General features: G+C 69.6%; 16 protein-coding genes. 13 read left to right on the top strand and 3 right to left on the bottom strand.

Features of this window, described 5'->3' with window-relative positions; translation table 11 throughout:
- Nucleotides 1-10: 10 nt before the first annotated feature.
- The 3 genes from ACFWQC_RS03480 to ACFWQC_RS03470 are packed head-to-tail and all read left to right on the top strand — an operon-like array spanning nt 11 to nt 3491.
- Complete coding sequence (locus tag ACFWQC_RS03480; protein WP_378673134.1) at nt 11-997, top strand: NlpC/P60 family protein; 987 nt, start codon at nt 11-13, stop codon at nt 995-997.
- A 48-nt stretch (nt 998-1045) separates the two neighbouring features.
- Complete coding sequence (locus tag ACFWQC_RS03475; RefSeq protein WP_378673132.1) at nt 1046-2248, top strand: hypothetical protein; 1203 nt, start codon at nt 1046-1048, stop codon at nt 2246-2248.
- Nucleotides 2249-2258: 10 nt separating this feature from the next.
- Nucleotides 2259-3491, top strand: a complete 1233-nt coding sequence (locus ACFWQC_RS03470; RefSeq protein ID WP_378673130.1) for a M48 family metallopeptidase — start codon at nt 2259-2261, stop codon at nt 3489-3491.
- A gap of 13 nt (nt 3492-3504) precedes the next feature.
- On the opposite strand, the gene ACFWQC_RS03465 is transcribed toward ACFWQC_RS03470, so the two are convergent.
- Nucleotides 3505-5298: an AMP-dependent synthetase/ligase gene (locus ACFWQC_RS03465; RefSeq protein WP_378673128.1), complete on the bottom strand. Its 1794-nt coding sequence runs from the start codon at nt 5296-5298 to the stop codon at nt 3505-3507.
- 132 nt (nt 5299-5430) lie between these two features.
- On the opposite strand from ACFWQC_RS03465, the gene ACFWQC_RS03460 reads away from it, so the two are divergent.
- From ACFWQC_RS03460 to ACFWQC_RS03440, 5 genes are all read left to right on the top strand, one after another.
- A complete protein-coding gene (locus ACFWQC_RS03460) occupies nt 5431-5877 on the top strand; it encodes an SRPBCC family protein (protein ID WP_378673125.1) in 447 nt (148 codons plus the stop codon).
- Nucleotides 5874-7100: an ArsA family ATPase gene (locus ACFWQC_RS03455; protein ID WP_378673122.1), complete on the top strand. Its 1227-nt coding sequence runs from the start codon at nt 5874-5876 to the stop codon at nt 7098-7100. The genes ACFWQC_RS03460 and ACFWQC_RS03455 overlap by 4 nt, the downstream gene beginning before the upstream one ends.
- Nucleotides 7101-7268: 168 nt before the next feature.
- On the top strand, nt 7269-7691 hold the full coding sequence (locus ACFWQC_RS03450; protein WP_378673119.1) for a hypothetical protein: 423 nt from the start codon (nt 7269-7271) through the stop codon (nt 7689-7691).
- Between the two features lie 3 nt (nt 7692-7694).
- Nucleotides 7695-8648, top strand: a complete 954-nt coding sequence (locus ACFWQC_RS03445) for an ROK family glucokinase (RefSeq protein WP_378673116.1) — start codon at nt 7695-7697, stop codon at nt 8646-8648.
- 90 nt (nt 8649-8738) lie between these two features.
- A complete protein-coding gene (locus ACFWQC_RS03440; RefSeq protein ID WP_378673113.1) occupies nt 8739-9701 on the top strand; it encodes an ROK family protein in 963 nt (320 codons plus the stop codon).
- Between the two features lie 21 nt (nt 9702-9722).
- On the opposite strand, the gene ACFWQC_RS03435 is transcribed toward ACFWQC_RS03440, so the two are convergent.
- Nucleotides 9723-10211: a hypothetical protein gene (locus ACFWQC_RS03435; RefSeq protein ID WP_378673110.1), complete on the bottom strand. Its 489-nt coding sequence runs from the start codon at nt 10209-10211 to the stop codon at nt 9723-9725.
- 181 nt (nt 10212-10392) lie between these two features.
- Here ACFWQC_RS03435 and ACFWQC_RS03430 point away from each other — a divergent pair, with 181 nt between their 5' ends.
- The 4 genes from ACFWQC_RS03430 to ACFWQC_RS03415 are packed head-to-tail and all read left to right on the top strand — an operon-like array spanning nt 10393 to nt 13415.
- Nucleotides 10393-11160: a lysophospholipid acyltransferase family protein gene (locus tag ACFWQC_RS03430; RefSeq protein ID WP_378673107.1), complete on the top strand. Its 768-nt coding sequence runs from the start codon at nt 10393-10395 to the stop codon at nt 11158-11160.
- A gap of 50 nt (nt 11161-11210) precedes the next feature.
- Nucleotides 11211-11654: a flavin reductase family protein gene (locus tag ACFWQC_RS03425; protein ID WP_378673104.1), complete on the top strand. Its 444-nt coding sequence runs from the start codon at nt 11211-11213 to the stop codon at nt 11652-11654.
- Nucleotides 11651-12496, top strand: coding sequence for an arylamine N-acetyltransferase (locus tag ACFWQC_RS03420; protein WP_378673102.1), 846 nt, complete (start codon nt 11651-11653; stop codon nt 12494-12496). Before ACFWQC_RS03425 ends, ACFWQC_RS03420 begins: the two co-directional genes overlap by 4 nt.
- Nucleotides 12497-12521: 25 nt before the next feature.
- On the top strand, nt 12522-13415 hold the full coding sequence (locus ACFWQC_RS03415; protein ID WP_378673100.1) for a hypothetical protein: 894 nt from the start codon (nt 12522-12524) through the stop codon (nt 13413-13415).
- 13 nt (nt 13416-13428) lie between these two features.
- Here ACFWQC_RS03415 and ACFWQC_RS03410 read toward each other — a convergent pair whose 3' ends face one another.
- Nucleotides 13429-13956, bottom strand: a complete 528-nt coding sequence (locus ACFWQC_RS03410) for a GNAT family N-acetyltransferase (RefSeq protein WP_378673098.1) — start codon at nt 13954-13956, stop codon at nt 13429-13431.
- A 226-nt stretch (nt 13957-14182) separates the two neighbouring features.
- Here ACFWQC_RS03410 and ACFWQC_RS03405 point away from each other — a divergent pair, with 226 nt between their 5' ends.
- Nucleotides 14183-15484, top strand: a complete 1302-nt coding sequence (locus ACFWQC_RS03405) for an endo-1,4-beta-xylanase (RefSeq protein WP_378673095.1) — start codon at nt 14183-14185, stop codon at nt 15482-15484.
- Nucleotides 15485-15946: the final 462 nt, after the last annotated feature.

The raw sequence follows: 15946 nt of genomic DNA, 5'->3' as shown, positions 1-15946 counted from the left end.
CCGTCCGCTCGTGACACGCGACCGGAAGCGACTCATTGCCGGAGTAGCCGGCATCGCCGCCATCGGTGTCGCCGGGATCATTCCCGCAGCGACCCCCGCCCAGGCAGACCCAGACATCGACGACGTTCGCAAGAAGGTCGACAAGCTCTACACCCAGGCCGAGGCGGCCAACGAGGACTACAGCAACGCCAAGCTGCGGCTGCAGGACCTCAAGGACCAGCTCGACGACCTCAGCTCCGACGAGAAGCGTCAGAGCAAGGAGCTCGACAAGATCCGTGCCGAGCTCCGTGACTCCGTGCTGCGGCAGTTCGAGGGCTCCGACGTCTCAGCCGTCGGCCAGGTGATCACCTCCGAGGACCCGCAGGAGTTCCTCGCCGGTCTCTCCACCGTCTCGTCCTACAACGCGCTGCAGGCCGATCTGCTCGCTCGGTACAACACCGAGGCGGAGGCCCTCCAGGTCCGCCGCGAGGCCACCGAGGACGCCAAGTCCCAGATGGCCAAGGTCAAGACGACCATGCAGCAGAAGAAGAGCGAGATCGACAAGAAGTACGAGGCGGCCCAGGCCGAGCTCGACGAGCTGGAGGCCGATGAGCTGGAGGAGTTCCAGTCGACCGACACCAGCATCCCGGGCAACCTGCCGCCGCCCTCGGGCCGCGCCAAGGCGGCCGTCGACTACGCCCTCGCCCAGGTCGGCGACGCCTACGTCTACGGCGCCACCGGCACCGAGTCGTGGGACTGCTCGGGCCTCACCATGGGTGCCTGGGGCCAGGCCGGCGTCGGGCTCCCGCACTCCTCCTCGGCGCAGTACAGCAGCGGACCCCAGGTCTCGCGCGACCAGCTCGCCCCCGGCGACCTGGTCTTCTACTACAGCCCGATCAGCCACGTCGGCATCTACATCGGCAACGGCATGATCGTGCACGCGTCCAACCCGAGCACCGGTGTGAAGGTCTCCCCGATGGACGAGATGCCCTACACGGGTGCCGTCCGACCGGGCTGAGTCTGACTGAGTTTGACCCAAGACCCCGAAGAGGCCGATCGTTCGCAGGTGCGAACGGTCGGCTCTCTTCTTTCTCGCCCTGCCCTGATCGGGACCGGGCTCGTGCTGGTGATGCTGCTCGCCGGGTTCGTCGGCTGGCGACTGACCGGCGGGGGCGAGTACGTCGCGCCGACGCCGAGCAGCGCGCCGGTCGTGCGCGCCGACACCGAAGGTGCCCGGGCCTCGCTGGATGAGCTGGTCGAGGGCGTACGTGACGGGGCGGAGCCCGAGGGAGAGGACGCCGCCTCGGTGGCGGTGCGCAACGCCCGGGCCATCGGCATCGGGGACGTCACCGCGCGATACGTCGCGGAGTCGGGCAACGTGGACCCGGACGGCTCCTGGACGGCCGACGTCGAGATGTCGTGGCGCGCCCCCGGCGACCCGACGCTGACCGAGGAGCTCCAGGTCGGCTTCGACGCCGAGGGCGCGATCACCGGGTTCTCGGCGGCCCAGGGCACCCGGCTGCCGTTGTGGCTCAGTGGCCCGGTCGAGGTGCGCCGAACCGGCTCCACCCTCGTGGTGGCACAGGCCTCGGCCGAGGTCGCCGACCGATATGCCGAGCTGGCCACCACGGCGGTCGCCGGGGTCCGCAAGGTGATCGCCTGGAAGGACCCGCGCCTGGTCCTGGAGGTGCCCGCGAACGGCCTCGACTCGGCGCTCGGTGCGCAGCGGGGCACCTACGCCTCCGTCGCGGCGGTGACCGCGACCGTCGACGGGTCCACGAAGGTCGGGACCCCGCTGCACGTGTGGGTCAACCAGGGCGTCATCGGCGATCTCGACGCCCCCGGCGCCCAGATCGTCATCACCCATGAGGCCACTCACGCGGCCACCGACGCTGCGACCAACACCGGTCGGCCGATGTGGCTGGTCGAGGGCTTCGCCGACTATGTCGCGCTCCGCGACACCAAGCTGCCGTTGTCCAAGACCGCCGGCCAGATCATCGCCCAGGTCCGTGAGAACGGCGCCCCCGACCACCTCCCGGGCAAGGCCGAGTTCAACACCCGCTCGGAGCACTTCGGCGCCGAGTACGAAGCCGCCTGGCTCGCCTGCGAGGTGCTCGCCGAAGCCGGCGGGGAGCAGGCCCTGGTCGACCTCTACGAGGAGACCGGGCGCGGTATCGGCCTGGAGAAGGCGTTGCAGGCCGGCTTCGGCTTCGGGGAGGACGAGCTGACCGCCCGCTGGCGGACCCATCTGTCAGACTCGGCTCGATGACGGGGCAGAAGTGAGTGCGACGCGGCGTACGTCCTGGGTGGTTCTCGTCCTCGGGGCGGTGGCGTTCGTGGTGCTCGCCTGGACGTTGATCCCGTGGCATCCCTACCCGGGCGGCGCGCTCGACCTGCCCGACGAGCGTGACGTGTTCACGCCCGAGGAGCTGGAGCGGATGCTGGCCTACTCCGGCACCGCTCGCTGGATCAGCAGGGCCTCGCTGGTCGTCTCGTTGGTGGTCGCGTGCGTGCTCGGGTTCACGTCGCTGGGCCGGCGTCTGGTGGCGCGGCTGCGTGGGCCGTGGCTGCTCCGGGTGGTGCTCGCCGTCGCCGTGGTCACGGTGCTCGGCTGGATCGCGACGCTGCCGTTCGGGGTGGCCATCCACCGGCTGCAGATGCGCTACGGGCTCTCGCGGCAGGCGTGGGGACCCTGGCTGGGCGACTCGCTGTTGAACCAGGTCGTCGGCATCGTCACCACCTCGGTGGCGCTGCTCGCCCTCTTCGCCTGCATCCGCCTCGCCCGGCGTTGGTGGCCGGCCGTCGCCGCCGCCCTGGTCGCGGCCCTGGTGGTGGTCGGCTCGTTCGTCTACCCGGTCGTCATCGAGCCGCTGTTCAACGAGTTCGAGCCACTGCCGCGCGGCCAGTTCCGGACCGAGGTGATGGCGATCGCCGAGCGTGAGGGCGTCGAGCTCGACGACGTCTTGGTGATCGATGCCTCCCGGCGTACGACGTCGCTCAATGCGTACGTCAACGGCTTCGGCTCCACCCGCCGAGTCGTCCTCTACGACAACCTCGTCGACTCGCAGCGGGGTGCGGCCGCGCGCGGCGCCGTCCTCTCCGTCGTCGCCCACGAGCTCGCACATGCCAAGCACGACGACGTCCTGGTCGGCACGGTCATCGGCGCCGCCGGCGCGGTCGCCGGCGTCGGTCTGCTGGGCCTGCTGCTGTCCTACCGGCGCCAGGACGAGTACGCCACCCCCGAAGCCGTCCCGATGCTGATGGCGGTCTTCGCGCTGGCCAGCGTGCTGGCGATGCCGATCCAGAACGGTCTCAGCCGGCACGTCGAGGCCCGCGCCGACGTCGACGCGCTCCACGCCACCGGCGACCTGGAGTCATTCATCCGGCTGCAGCACGACCTCGGCGCCCGCTCGCTCTCCGACCCGTCCCCGCAGGCCTGGTCGCAGTGGTGGTTCGGCTCCCACCCGACCACCCTGCAGCGCATCGCGATCGCCCACCGCGTCCTCGACTGACAAACGGCCGAGCCTACTTGCTGTAGAGCGCGTCGACCTCGTGGCTGAACTCGCGCATGACCACGTTGCGCTTGAGCTTGAGGCTGGGGGTGAGCTGGCCACCCTCCTCGGTCCAGGACTCGGGGATGATCGCGAACTTGCGGATCGACTCCGCCTTCGAGACGGCCTTGTTGGCGTCGTCGACGGCGCTCTGGATGGCGGCGCGCAGGTCCTCGTCCTCGACGAGGTCCTCGATGTTGCCTGACTTGCCGTTGGCCTCGGCCCAGGTGGGTAGCGCCTCGGGGTCGATGGTGACGATCGCGCCGATGAACGGCTGACCGTCGCCGACGACGATGCACTGGTCGACGAGCACGTGGGCGCGCAGGCGGTCCTCGAGGACGGCCGGGGCGACGTTCTTGCCGCCGGCGGTGACCAGGATCTCCTTCTTGCGGCCGGTGATCTTGACGAAGCCCTCGTCGTCGACCTCGCCGAGGTCGCCGGAGTGGAACCAGCCGTCCTCGGTCTTCGCGTCCGAGGTGGCGGCCGGGTTCTGCCAGTACTCCTTCAGGACCTGGCCGCCCTTGAAGAGCAGCTCGCCGTCATCGGCGACACGCACCGAGGTGCCGGGAATCGGCCGGCCGACGGTGCCGATCTTGAACGCCTCGGGCAGGTTGACGGTGAGCGCGCCGGTCGTCTCGGTGAGGCCGTAGCCCTCCAGGACGGTGACGCCGATGCCGCGGTAGAAGTGGCCCAGGCGGTCGCCGAGCGGAGCCCCGCCGGAGATCGCGTAGGAGCAGTTGCCGCCGAGCGCGGCGAGCAGCTTGCCGTAGACGAGCTTGGAGAACAGCTTGTGCTTGGCGGCGAGCAGGAACGGCGCCTTGCCGGTCTCGGTGGCCCGGGAGTACTCGATGGCGACCTCGGTGGCCATGTCGAAGATCCGGCCCTTGCCGTCGGCGACGGCCTTCTGCGAGGCGGTGTTGTAGACCTTCTCGAACACCCGCGGCACGGCCAGCACGAAGGTCGGCTGGAAGGTGCCGAGGTCGGCGACGAGGTTCTTGATGTCGGGGGTGTGGCCCAGACGGGTTCGGGACGTGATGCAGCCGATCTGGATGATCCGCGCGAAGACGTGCGCGAGCGGGAGGAACAGCAGCGTGCTGCGGCCCTCGATGTTGAACAGGCCGTCGAGCGAGTCGACGACGACACCGAGCTCGAACATGAAGTTGCCGTGGGTCAGCACGCAGCCCTTCGGGCGGCCGGTGGTGCCGGAGGTGTAGATCAGCGTCGCGGCGTCGTCGGGAGTGACTGCGCTGCGGCGGGCCTCGAGCTGCTCGTCGGTGATGTCGGCGCCGAGCTTGACCAGCAGGTCGACGGCGTTGTCGTTGATCGACCACACGCTGTTGAGCGCGGCGCAGCCGGCGCGGACCTCGCTGATCCGGCTCATGTGGCCGGCGTCCTCGGCGATGATCGCCACCGCGGCGGAGTCCTGGAGGATCCACTCGATCTGCTCGGCCGAGGAGGTCTCGTAGATCGGCACCGTCGTCGCGCCGGCGAACCAGATCGCGTAGTCGATCAGCGTCCACTCATAGCGCGTCTTCGAGAGCAGTGCGACCCGGTCCCCAGCACCGACACCAGCCGCGATCAGCCCCTTGGCGGCCGCCGAGACCTCAGCGAGGAACTCGGACGACGTCACGTCGACCCAGGAACCGTCCGCGCCGGGCCGGCTGAGAACGGCGGCATCGGGTGCCTCGGCGGCGTTGCGCACGACATCGTCGCTCAGACTGCCGGTGGGGGGAACAACGTACGTCGCGGGCGTGGAGAACTCGCGCACAAGGGCCTCCGCATACTGATGGTAGGTGGGTACGAACCGGAGGTTACCCCCGTCACAGCCCGACCATTTCACCGGGATGCTATCCGGTACGCTCCTTGGCACCTAGCAAGTCAGGGAGTGAGGACACCACCGATGGCCGATCAGACCACCTCGACGATCGTGATCGAGGCCGCGCCCTCGGCAGTGATGGCGGTGATCGCGGACTTCAAGTCCTATCCGGCCTGGGCCAAGGGCATGCAGGAGGTCAGCGTCCTCGAGACCGGCGTCGACGGGCGGGGCGAGCAGGTCCGGTTCGTGCTCGATGTCGCGCCGATCAAGGACGAATACACCCTGGCGTACGACTGGGACGACGACCGCCAGGTGACCTGGTCGCTGGTCAAGGGCAACCTGCTGCGGTCGATGGACGGCGCCTACGTGCTGCGTGACCTCGGTGGTCGCACCGAGGTCACCTACCGGCTCGCGCTCGACCTGAGCATCCCGCTGATCGGCATGCTCAAGCGCAAGGGCGAGAAGGTCCTGATCGACACCGCGCTGCGAGGCCTCAAGCAGAGGGTCGAGAAGCAGGGCACGCCTTCGTGAGAATTCTCCTCTTCACCGGCAAGGGCGGCGTAGGAAAGTCGACCGTCTCGGCCGGCACCGCGGCGATGTCCGCGGCCCGCGGCCTGCGCACCCTGGTCCTCTCGACCGATGCCGCCCACTCCCTGGGCGATGCGTTCGCCATCTCCGATGGGCACAGTGAGAGCGCTTTGGGTTCGGAGCCCGTCCAGGTCACCGAGCACCTCTACGTCCAGCACGTCGACGCCCAGCGCCGCTTCGAGGAGTCGTGGGCAGAGGTGCAGGGCTATCTGCTGAGCGTCCTGGACACGATCGGAGTGGACCGGATCGCGGCCGAGGAGCTGACCATCATCCCGGGGGCCGAGGAGGTCTTCGCGCTCCTCGAGCTGCGCCGGATGGCGGTCTCGGGGGAGTGGGACACGATCGTGGTCGACTGCGCCCCGACCGCCGAGACGCTGCGTCTGCTCGCGCTTCCCGAGGCCCTGGGCTGGTATCTCGAGCGCATCCTCCCGGTGCAGCGCAAGATGGTGAAGGCGCTCAAGCCGGTGCTGACCAAGGCCGCCGGAGTGCCGATGCCCGGCGACTCCGTCTTCGACGCCCTGGTCCGGCTCCACGACGAGCTCGCGGAGGTCCGTGCCCTGCTGACGGGCCCCGAGGCGTCCGTACGCATCGTGCTCACCCCCGAGCGGGTCGTGCTCGCCGAGGCACGACGGTCCTGGACGACGCTCTCCCTCTACGGCTACCGCGTCGACGGTGTCGTCGCCAACCGGATCTTCCCGGCCGGCGGCTCCGACGACTGGCGCGCCGGCTGGGTCAAGGCCCAGGACGACGTGCTCGGCGACGTCGGCGCCTCCTTCGAGGGGCTGCCGGTCTGGCGCTCGTTCTACCGGCCGACCGAGCCGGTAGGAGTCGAGGACCTGCGCGAGGTCGCCGAGGCGGCGTACGCCTGGTCGGGCAGCGTCGACCCGCTCGCTGCTCCGGAGACCGCGGCTCCGTTCCGCACCGAGACCACCGGCGAGACCACGATCGTCCACCTGGCGCTGCCCGGGCTGGCCCAGTGGGTCGAGCGCGACCAGGTCCAGCTGGGCCGCAACGGCGACGAGCTGGCGATCACCGTGGGTGCCTACCGGCGCCTGCTGACCCTTCCCGCCGCGCTCGCCCGGATGCGCGTCAGCGGGGCGCGGGTCGAGGGCGGGGAGCTGCGAGTAACGTTTTCTCGTCAGACGACGAACACCGAGAGTGAGTGATCGTGAGCGAGCGTCAGCGAGCGAGCCATCAGGTCAACACGCGTCCGCGTCCGTATCCTGGCGCTCGCGCTACGGACGTGGTCGCGTGAGCGAGCGTCAGCGAGCGAGCCATCAGGTCAACACGCGACCGCGTCCGTATCCTCGCGCTCGCGCTACGGACGTGGTCGCGTGAGCGAGCAGCGCCACGAGTGGGCGGACGAGCCGTTGGGGTCGACCGCCGAGGAGCTCGGCCGGCTGATGGAGGCCATCGGCGAGTGGGCCAAGGACTCCCGGATCGGCCACGTCACCGAGGCGGTCGGGGAGCATCTCGATACCGGGGCACCGGAGTGTGCCTACTGCCCGCTGTGCCGTACCGTACATGTCCTCCGGGAGTCGAGTCCGGAGGTCAAGGTGCACCTGGCCAGCGCTGCCGCATCGTTGATGCAGGCCGTGGTCACGGTGCTCAACGCGGCGGCCACGAGTCCGGGTGCTGGCCCTAGTGAAGACGAGGATGCTCACGGTGATGGCGTGCGGGCTGAGGAAGATGCGACCCGGGACTGGTCGCGACGCTCGGAGAAGGTCGACCGGATCGATCTCGACGGCTGGAGCTGAGGTATGACGACGGCGAAGAAGCTCGCCTGTGGTGTCGACGTCGGAGGCACCAAGATCCTCGGCGGCGTCGTCGACCACGACGGCAACATCATCGAGGACCACCGCGTCGAGTCGCCGGCGAAGAGCCCGGAGGCCATCGAGGCCGCCATCATCGAGGTGGTCCTGGAGCTCAAGACCCGCCACCCGATCGAGTGTGTCGGCATCGGCGCCGCGGGCTACATCGACAAGGGCCGCTCGACGGTCATGTTCGCGCCCAACATCGCCTGGCGCGACGTACCGCTCAAGGAGCGCCTGGAGAAGGTCCTCGAGCTGCCGGTCGTGATCGAGAACGACGCCAACGCGGCCGCGTGGGGTGAGTTCGAGTACGGCGCGGGTGCCGAGGTCGACAACATGATGCTGGTCACCGTCGGCACCGGTGTCGGCGGCGGCCTGGTGCTCGAGGGCGAGCTCTACCGCGGCGCCTTCGGCGTCGGCGCCGAGATCGGCCACATGCGGGTCGTGCCCAACGGCCACCTGTGCGGCTGCGGCAACCGCGGCTGCTGGGAGCAGTACGCCTCGGGGTCGGCCCTGGTGCGCAACGTCCGCTCCGCCGCGCGCGGCGGCTCCCTGCTGGCCCGTGACGTCCTGGACCGGGCCGAGGGTGACCTGGACAAGATCAAGGGCCCGCTGATCACCGAGGCGGCCCGCGACGGGGACGCCTTCGCGATCGAGGCGCTGACCGACCTCGGCATCTGGCTCGGCGAGGGGATCGCCTCGATCGCCGCCGTGCTGGACCCGGCCGTGGTGGCCATCGGCGGGGGAGTGGCCGAGGCCGACGACCTGCTGCTCGGGCCCGCTCGGCGTGCCTTCCAGGCCCAGCTGACGGGCCGCGGACACCGGCCGATGCTCGATGTCCGCAAGGCGACGCTCGGCAACCAGGCAGGTTTGATCGGCGCTGCGGACCTGGCTCGCAAGTGAGCCATCACAGGTGAGCGAGCGCCGGCGAACGACGATAAATCTCAGGCCGCCACGTCCGTATGATTGCGCTTGCGCTACGGAGGTGGCGGCTTGAGCCTGCACATCGGTGTCGACATCGGCGGCACCAAGGTGCTCGCGGCGGAGGTCTCGCCTGACGGAGAGGTGCTCCGCACCGCTCAGCGCAGCACGCCCGGACGCCGGGTCGAGCTGGAGCTGGTGGAGGACGCGCTGACCGAGGCGGTCACCGAGGTGGCCGCCGGCCGGCCCGTCGCCGGCGTCGGCCTGGCTGCCGCCGGGTTCGTCGACGCCGCCGGGGAGCGGGTCATGTTCGCTCCCCACCTGCCCTGGCGAGGCGAGCCGACTCTGACCAGGCTCTCCTCGCGATGGGGCACTCGGGTTGCGCTCGACAACGACGCCAACTGCGCCGCGCTGGCCGAGCTGGAGCTAGGCGCGGCCCGTGGCGTCGACTCGGCCCTGCTCATCACCCTCGGCACCGGCATCGGCGGTGCCGTGGTTCTGGACGGCCGGGTCGTCCGGGGTCGCAACGGCATGGCTGGCGAGTTCGGCCACATGCAGGTCGTGCCCGGCGGGCTCCCGTGCGAGTGCGGCCTCACCGGCTGCTGGGAGCAGTACTCCTCCGGCAACGCGCTGGTCGCCTTCGTGCGCGCCCGCGTGGAGACCGAGGAGTACGCCGGCTGCGCGCTCGACGAGCTGGCCGCGGGCGACCCGCTCAAGATCACCGGCCCGGCGGTCACCGCCGCCGCGGCTCGCGGCGACGCGCTCGCGCTGGCTGCGTACGAGTCGGTGGGGTCGTGGCTGGGGGTCGGGATGGCCGGCCTGGTGGCCGCTTTCGACCCCGAGCTGTTGGTCGTCGGCGGGGGAGTCTCCACCGCGGGTGACCTGCTGCTCGCGCCTGCCCGCACGGCGCTGGAGGCCTCGCTGGTCGGCCGCCTCCACCGCGAGGTGCCGCAGATCGTGGCGACCGCCTTCGGTGCGGAGGCAGGGGTCGTGGGAGCGAGCATCCTGGCCCGCCGCCTGACCGGCGAGCCCTAGTGGCGCGTCCTGGACGCGCCACTAGACCCGAGCGCCGTCGTCCCAGGGGTCGCGGGGCTCGGACGGCATGGTCGCCAGCAGGTAGACGAAGCCGGCCAGGAAGGCGGCGACCAGGCCACCGATGACCCAGCTGCTGAAGTGCCGGCCGGTGATCTGGGTGACCACGATCAGGACCAGCACGGCGACCGGTGCGCCGAGCACCCCGATCCAGGCCAGCAGGCGAGCCGGGGTCGGCTTCGGGAGCGGCGGCGGAGGTGGCGGGACGTAGCCCTCCTGATCGTCGCGCCACATGTCGTCATAGGCGTCCGGCTCGTCGACGGTCTCGACGATGTCGATCTTCTTCTCGAAGAGATCGCGGACGACGGGCTCCTCCTCGAGGGCGGGGCGGTCGCCGTAGTTCTCGACGATCTCGCGCCATGCCTCGTCGTCCGACGGCTGGCCCTCCGAGGGCACGGAGGCGTCGTCGGAGGCCCCGGTTGCGTCCTCGGGCCGGTCGTCTCGCTCGCTCACGCCGCCACCTCCGTAGCGCAAGCGCCAGAGTACGGACGCGGCGGCGTGTTGTTGCCTCGGTTCACTCGCTGACGCTCCCTCACTTCTCCAGCCTAGCCGGATCTCATGACAGGGTGCGGGAGTAGAAGTACCTGTCTCGTTATAGGCTGACCGGTCGAAGGCAAATAGGGAAGGCGATGGGGTGTCGACGAAGCTCTTCTACTCGTTCTTGAAGTGGGTGGCGATCGGGCCTCTCCTGCGAACGGTTTTCCGGCCGTCCTATGAGGGCACGGAGAACATCCCGCGCAAAGGCCCGGCGATCATGGCCAGCAACCACCTCTCCTACGCCGACTGGCTCTTCATGCCGCTCGGCATGAAGCGGATGGTGCGTTTCGTGGCCAAGGCGGAGTACTTCACCGGAACGGGCCCGAAGGGCTTCCTGCAGAGGATCTTCTTCTCGGGCACCGGAAACGTGCCGATCGACCGCGGTGGCGCCACCGCCGCCGAGGGGGCGCTCATCGCCGCCAAGCGGGTCCTGGCCGAGGGCGAGCTCTTCGGGATCTACCCCGAGGGCACCCGCTCCCACGACGGCAGGCTCTACCGGGGACGGACCGGCATCGCCAGACTGGCTCTGGACACGGGCGCGCCCGTGATCCCGGTCGCCGTGATCGGCACCGACGTGATCGCGCCCCCGGGCAAGAAGTTCGGCAAGCTCGTGCACCCGCGGGTCATCTACGGCAAGCCGCTGGACTTCTCGCGCTATGAGGGCATGACCAACGACCGCTACATCCTGCGTGCGATCACCGACGAGATCGTCTACGAGATCCTGAAGCTCTCCGGTCAGGAGTACGTCGACATGTACGCCACCGAGGCCAAGAAGCTGGCCGACGGCAAGAAGCCCACGAAGAAGTCCTCCGGGTCGGCAAAGACCGGGCCTACCAAGACTGGACCTACTAAGGACGTAGCCTGACGATCCACTCGTCCCACCCGTTCCCGACGCCGGAGGATCCGGTACGCCGGTTGCGCGGTCGTCTGGGTGGGCGGGTGTCGCTGTGGACCTCCGGCGCTGCCGGTTCCTGGGCCGGGCTCACGGTCTCCTCGCTGATGGTGGCCAACGGGTCGCCCGGAGCCGTCCTCGGTCTGCTCGATCCCGACTCGGACCTCCGCGACGAGCTCGAGGAGACCGGCGTGGGGGTCGTGTCGCTGCTCCACTGGCGCCATCGCGACCTCGCCGAGGCGTTCGGGGGCACCGCTCCCGCTCCCGGCGGCGCGTTCCGCTCCGGGTCGTGGGAGACGACCGAGTTCGGCCGTCGGCTCGCCGACGCGCCGACCTGGGCGGGCGTCCGACTGGTGTCGATGCAGGAAATCGGCTGGTCCGCTCTGGCGACGTGCGAGATCGTGGCGCTCGAGGTCGGTGACGACGCCGACCCGCTGGTCCACCGGCACGGGAGGTATGAGCGATGATCGAAGGCTATCTGCGACGGCTCGGCATCGAAGGGCGGCCGGGGGCGACGTACGAGACGCTTGTCGATCTTCATCACCGCCATCTCGACACGCTTCCCTACGAGAACCTGTCGATCATGCTTGCGGCCATCGGGGCTGCGGGGGCGCCGGATCCGGTGGACCCGGACGTGACGCTGGCGCGGGTCGCCGCCGGGGGCAACGCGGGCTACTGCTTCCACAACAACGGCGTCTTCTCGCTGGTGCTGGAGAAGCTCGGTTTCGACGTCGTACGCCGCTTTGGCCAGATGCTCGAGTCGACCGGTCCTTCGGGGACCTTGGACCACCTGGCGATCGAGGTCCGTGGACTGCCGACCACATCGAACCCGGCGGGCCGGTGGGCTGCCGACGTGGGCTACGGGGACGGCTTCCGTGACCCGTTGCCGCTGGTCGACGGGCACTTCAGGCAGTCCGGCTTCGTCTACAGGCTGGCGCGGGTGGGGGAGTCGGGATGGACCTTCCACCATGATCCACACGGTTCCTTCAACGGGAGCTTCGTACGAGGCGACGTGGCGCAGGAGGCGATCGAGGCGTCGCATGTGCGTCTCTCCACGCCGCCGGACGGCGATTTCGCTCGCAAGCTCGTCGTGCAGCGTCGCGACGCGACGGGTGCTGACACCGTTCGCTCGATCCGGCACACGCGGACCGGATCCGGGGCGGCGACGCGTGAGCTGCGGGACTTCGAGGAGTGGCGCGCAGCCCTGGGTGGTCTCGGGCTGTCGTTCCTCGGCGTCGAGGACGACGCGCTGCGCGAGCTCCACAAGCGACAGGCCGCCGACTACGACGAGTGGTTGCTGACGCGGTAGTCGGCGACGTGCTGAGATGGCGGACATGAGCGACGACGCACCTGCCCCCGAGCTGCTCGACATCGCTGCCGAGCTCTACGGGCTGCCGCTGGCCGACTTCACACCGGAACGCGACGCACGGGTCAAGGCCCTGAAGGGCATGCCCCTGGCGGGTCCGGTCAAGGCGCTGAAGAAGCCCTCGACGGCAGCGTGGGTGGTGAACCTGCTGGTGCGCTACGAGACCGAGCAGGTGGAGCAGGTGATCTCGGTCGGTGCCCTGTTGCGCGAGGCGCAGACGGGCATGGACGCCGCCCAGCTGCGGGAGCTCACCAAACAGCGGCGCCAGCTGACGGCGGCGGTGACGACCCGCGCTCGCGGGCTCGCGCGCGAGCACGGTCTCCGGGTGACCGAGGCGGTCGCCACCCAGGTCGAGGCGACGTTGACCGCGGCCATGATCGACGAGTCCGTCGCCCAGGCCGTACGCAGCGGTCTGCTCGTCTCCGCATTGGCCGCCACCGGGATCGACGCCGTGAACGCGGCGGACGCCGTCGCGCTGCCGGACGCCTTGGGCTTCGAGGTACCCGAGGTCGTCCCGCCGCCCCCGGAGCCGCTGCGGGCGGTCCCGGACCTGCCCGACACTGCGGCGCTCGACGAGGCCCGGGATGCGCTCACGGAGGCCGAGTCCGCGCTGTCCGGTGCCGAGGAGGAGCGCGACAAGGCCATGTCCGCCTTCAAGGACATCGAGGCGAGGTCGCTCCAGGTGAAGTCGGAGATCGAGGACCTACGCCGCCGGCTGGCCGACCTGGAGTCGACCGCCGCCGACGTCGAGGACGAGCTCACCGACGCGGAGGATGCCCGTGACTCCGCCGAGGCCGCGGTGACCGAGACGGCCGCTGCCCGCGACTCCGCCGCCGCAGAGGTCGAGCGCCTCGGCGGATAGGCCGGTCGCCGGCTCAGATGCTCTTCCGCATCCGAACCAGCGGGACGGGTGCGCCGCCACGGTCGTCGGTGATCCGCTCGACCGGTTCGAAGCCGTACGCCGTGTAGAGCGGCTCGCCGGAGAGGGTGCCCATCAGCTCGAGGGTGGTGAAGCCCTCCGCTGCCGCCGCCTGCTCGCAGAGGTCGAGGATCAGCCTGCCCACGCCGCGTCGGGCGAAGGCCGGGTTGGTGTACATCGCCCGCACCCGGGCCGGGTCCGTCTTGGGGTCCAGGAGCTTCGGCTCGCGGCCCGGGGTGTGGTCGCCGCCGTAGAGCGTCGCCCTTCTGCTCCAGCCGCCGCAGCCGGCGATCTGATGGTCCTCTTCGACCACGAAGTAGGTGCCGTCCTCGATCAGCTGGGTGTCGATGCCCATCACGGTTCGGCTCGAGGTGATCTGGGCCGCGGTCAGGAAGCCCTTCTGGAGCTCTCCGATCGACGTGTTCATGATCGCCGTCAGGGCCGGGATGTCTTCTCGGGTCGCGGTGCGGTGGGTGAAGGGCACGTGTCGAAGCCTGCCATGATGCTGCGGCTTCGCCGTCGGGCGGCCGGATACAGGAATCCTGTGTGAGGTAGGTCACGTGAGTTCGACCGAAACCATTGACTCTGTAAAACGATGTCGATAACGTTTTCCAGCGAGTTCGCGCGAGCTCTGAGGTACACCGACCACCTTTCATTCCGGGAGAACAGGATCGATGATGACCCGAGTTCGTGTTAGACCCCTGCGTGCCATGAAGGCCAGAGGAACCGCCGCCTTCACCACCCTCGCCGCCTTGGTGATCACCAGCGGCATCGCCATCACCGCCGTCGCCGGGCCCGCCCGGGCCGACGGCTCCACCCTGCAGGCAGCCGCGGCCGAGTCCGGCCGCTACTACGGCACCGCCATCGCCGCGAGTCGGATGTCCGACTCGCAGTACACGACCATCGCGAACCGTGAGTTCAACATGATCACGGCCGAGAACGAGATGAAGATGGACGCGACCGAGCCGTCGCAGAACCAGTTCAGCTTCTCCTCCGGGGACCAGATCGCCAACTGGGCCATCCAGAACGGCAAGCGGGTCCGTGGGCACGCGCTGGCCTGGCACTCCCAGCAGCCGGGCTGGATGCAGAACATGGAGGGCAGCTCGCTCCGCAGCGCGATGCTCAACCACATCGCCGGGGTCGCAGGCCACTACCGCGGCAAGATCTACGCCTGGGACGTGGTGAACGAGGCCTTCGAGGACGGCTCCTCCGGGGCGCGCCGCAACTCCAACCTGCAGCGCACCGGCAACGACTGGATCGAGGCCGCCTTCCGTGCCGCCCGCTCCGCCGACCCGAACGCGAAGCTCTGCTACAACGACTACAACACCGACAACTGGAGCCACGCGAAGACGCAGGCCGTCTACAACATGGTCCGCGACTTCAAGTCGCGCGGCGTACCCATCGACTGCGTCGGCTTCCAGGCCCACTTCAACTCGGGCAACCCGGTGCCGAGCAACTACCACGTCACGCTGCAGAACTTCGCCGACCTGGGTGTCGACGTACAGATCACCGAGCTCGACATCGCCGGGTCCGGCACCTCGCAGGCCGAGCAGTTCCGCGGTGTGACCCAGGCCTGCATGGAGGTGACCCGCTGCACCGGCATCACCGTCTGGGGCGTACGCGACACCGACTCCTGGCGCGCCTCGGACACCCCGCTGCTCTTCGACGGCTCCGGCAACAAGAAGCTGGCCTACGGCTACGTCCTCGACCAGCTCAACACCGCCGACGGCGGGTCCAACCCGCCGGCCGGTAGCTGCACGGTGAGTGTCACCCGGACCGAGTCCTGGAACGACCGGTTCAACACCGTGTTCGCCGTCAGCGGCGCCGACGACTGGGTGGTCCGGATCAGCACGGGCTCGGGCCAGAGCCTGCAGAACGCCTGGAACGCGACCGTCTCCGGGACGTCGGGAACGCTCACCGCCACACCGAACGGCAACGGCAACCAGTTCGGCGTCACGCTCTACTCGGGCGGGAACACCGCGACACCGACCGCGACCTGTACCGCGGCCTGATGGGGATAGAGCGGGGCCTCGGCCGTGGATTCGTGGCCGAGGCCCCGCTCGCTTGTTGGTCGAGCCGGAGTCGCTTGCTCGGCTGGTCGAGCCGTTCTGCCTGCTGGTCGAGCCGCCGGAGCCGCCTTGTCCCCGCTGGTCGAGCCGCCGGAGCCGTCCCGCTCCGCTGGTCGAGCCGCCGGAGCCGTCCCGGTCCGCTGGTCGAGCCGCCGGAGCCGCCTTGTCCCCGCTGGTCGAGCCGCCGGAGCCGCTAGGCGGAGGCGTGTCGAGACCAACACGGTTCTTCCTCGGGAAAGCTCGCTTAGGCGAGCGTGTCTTCGTTTCTGAGGTTCGCCGCCGACCCTTGCTTTGAGTGTTTCTCGATCGTGCGCCGCGTCAAGGACGCCCTTCGGGCGCCGCTGCGCGGTGGCCTTCGGCCATCCTTGACTCGACACCCGATCGAGAAAGATTTCGCCTGTATCG

Source organism: Nocardioides sp. NPDC058538 (genome assembly GCF_042719275.1).
Taxonomy (GTDB): domain Bacteria; phylum Actinomycetota; class Actinomycetes; order Propionibacteriales; family Nocardioidaceae; genus Nocardioides.
The sequence above is the reverse complement of the archived record's forward strand: the minus strand, read 5'-3'. Positions and strand labels throughout refer to the sequence as shown.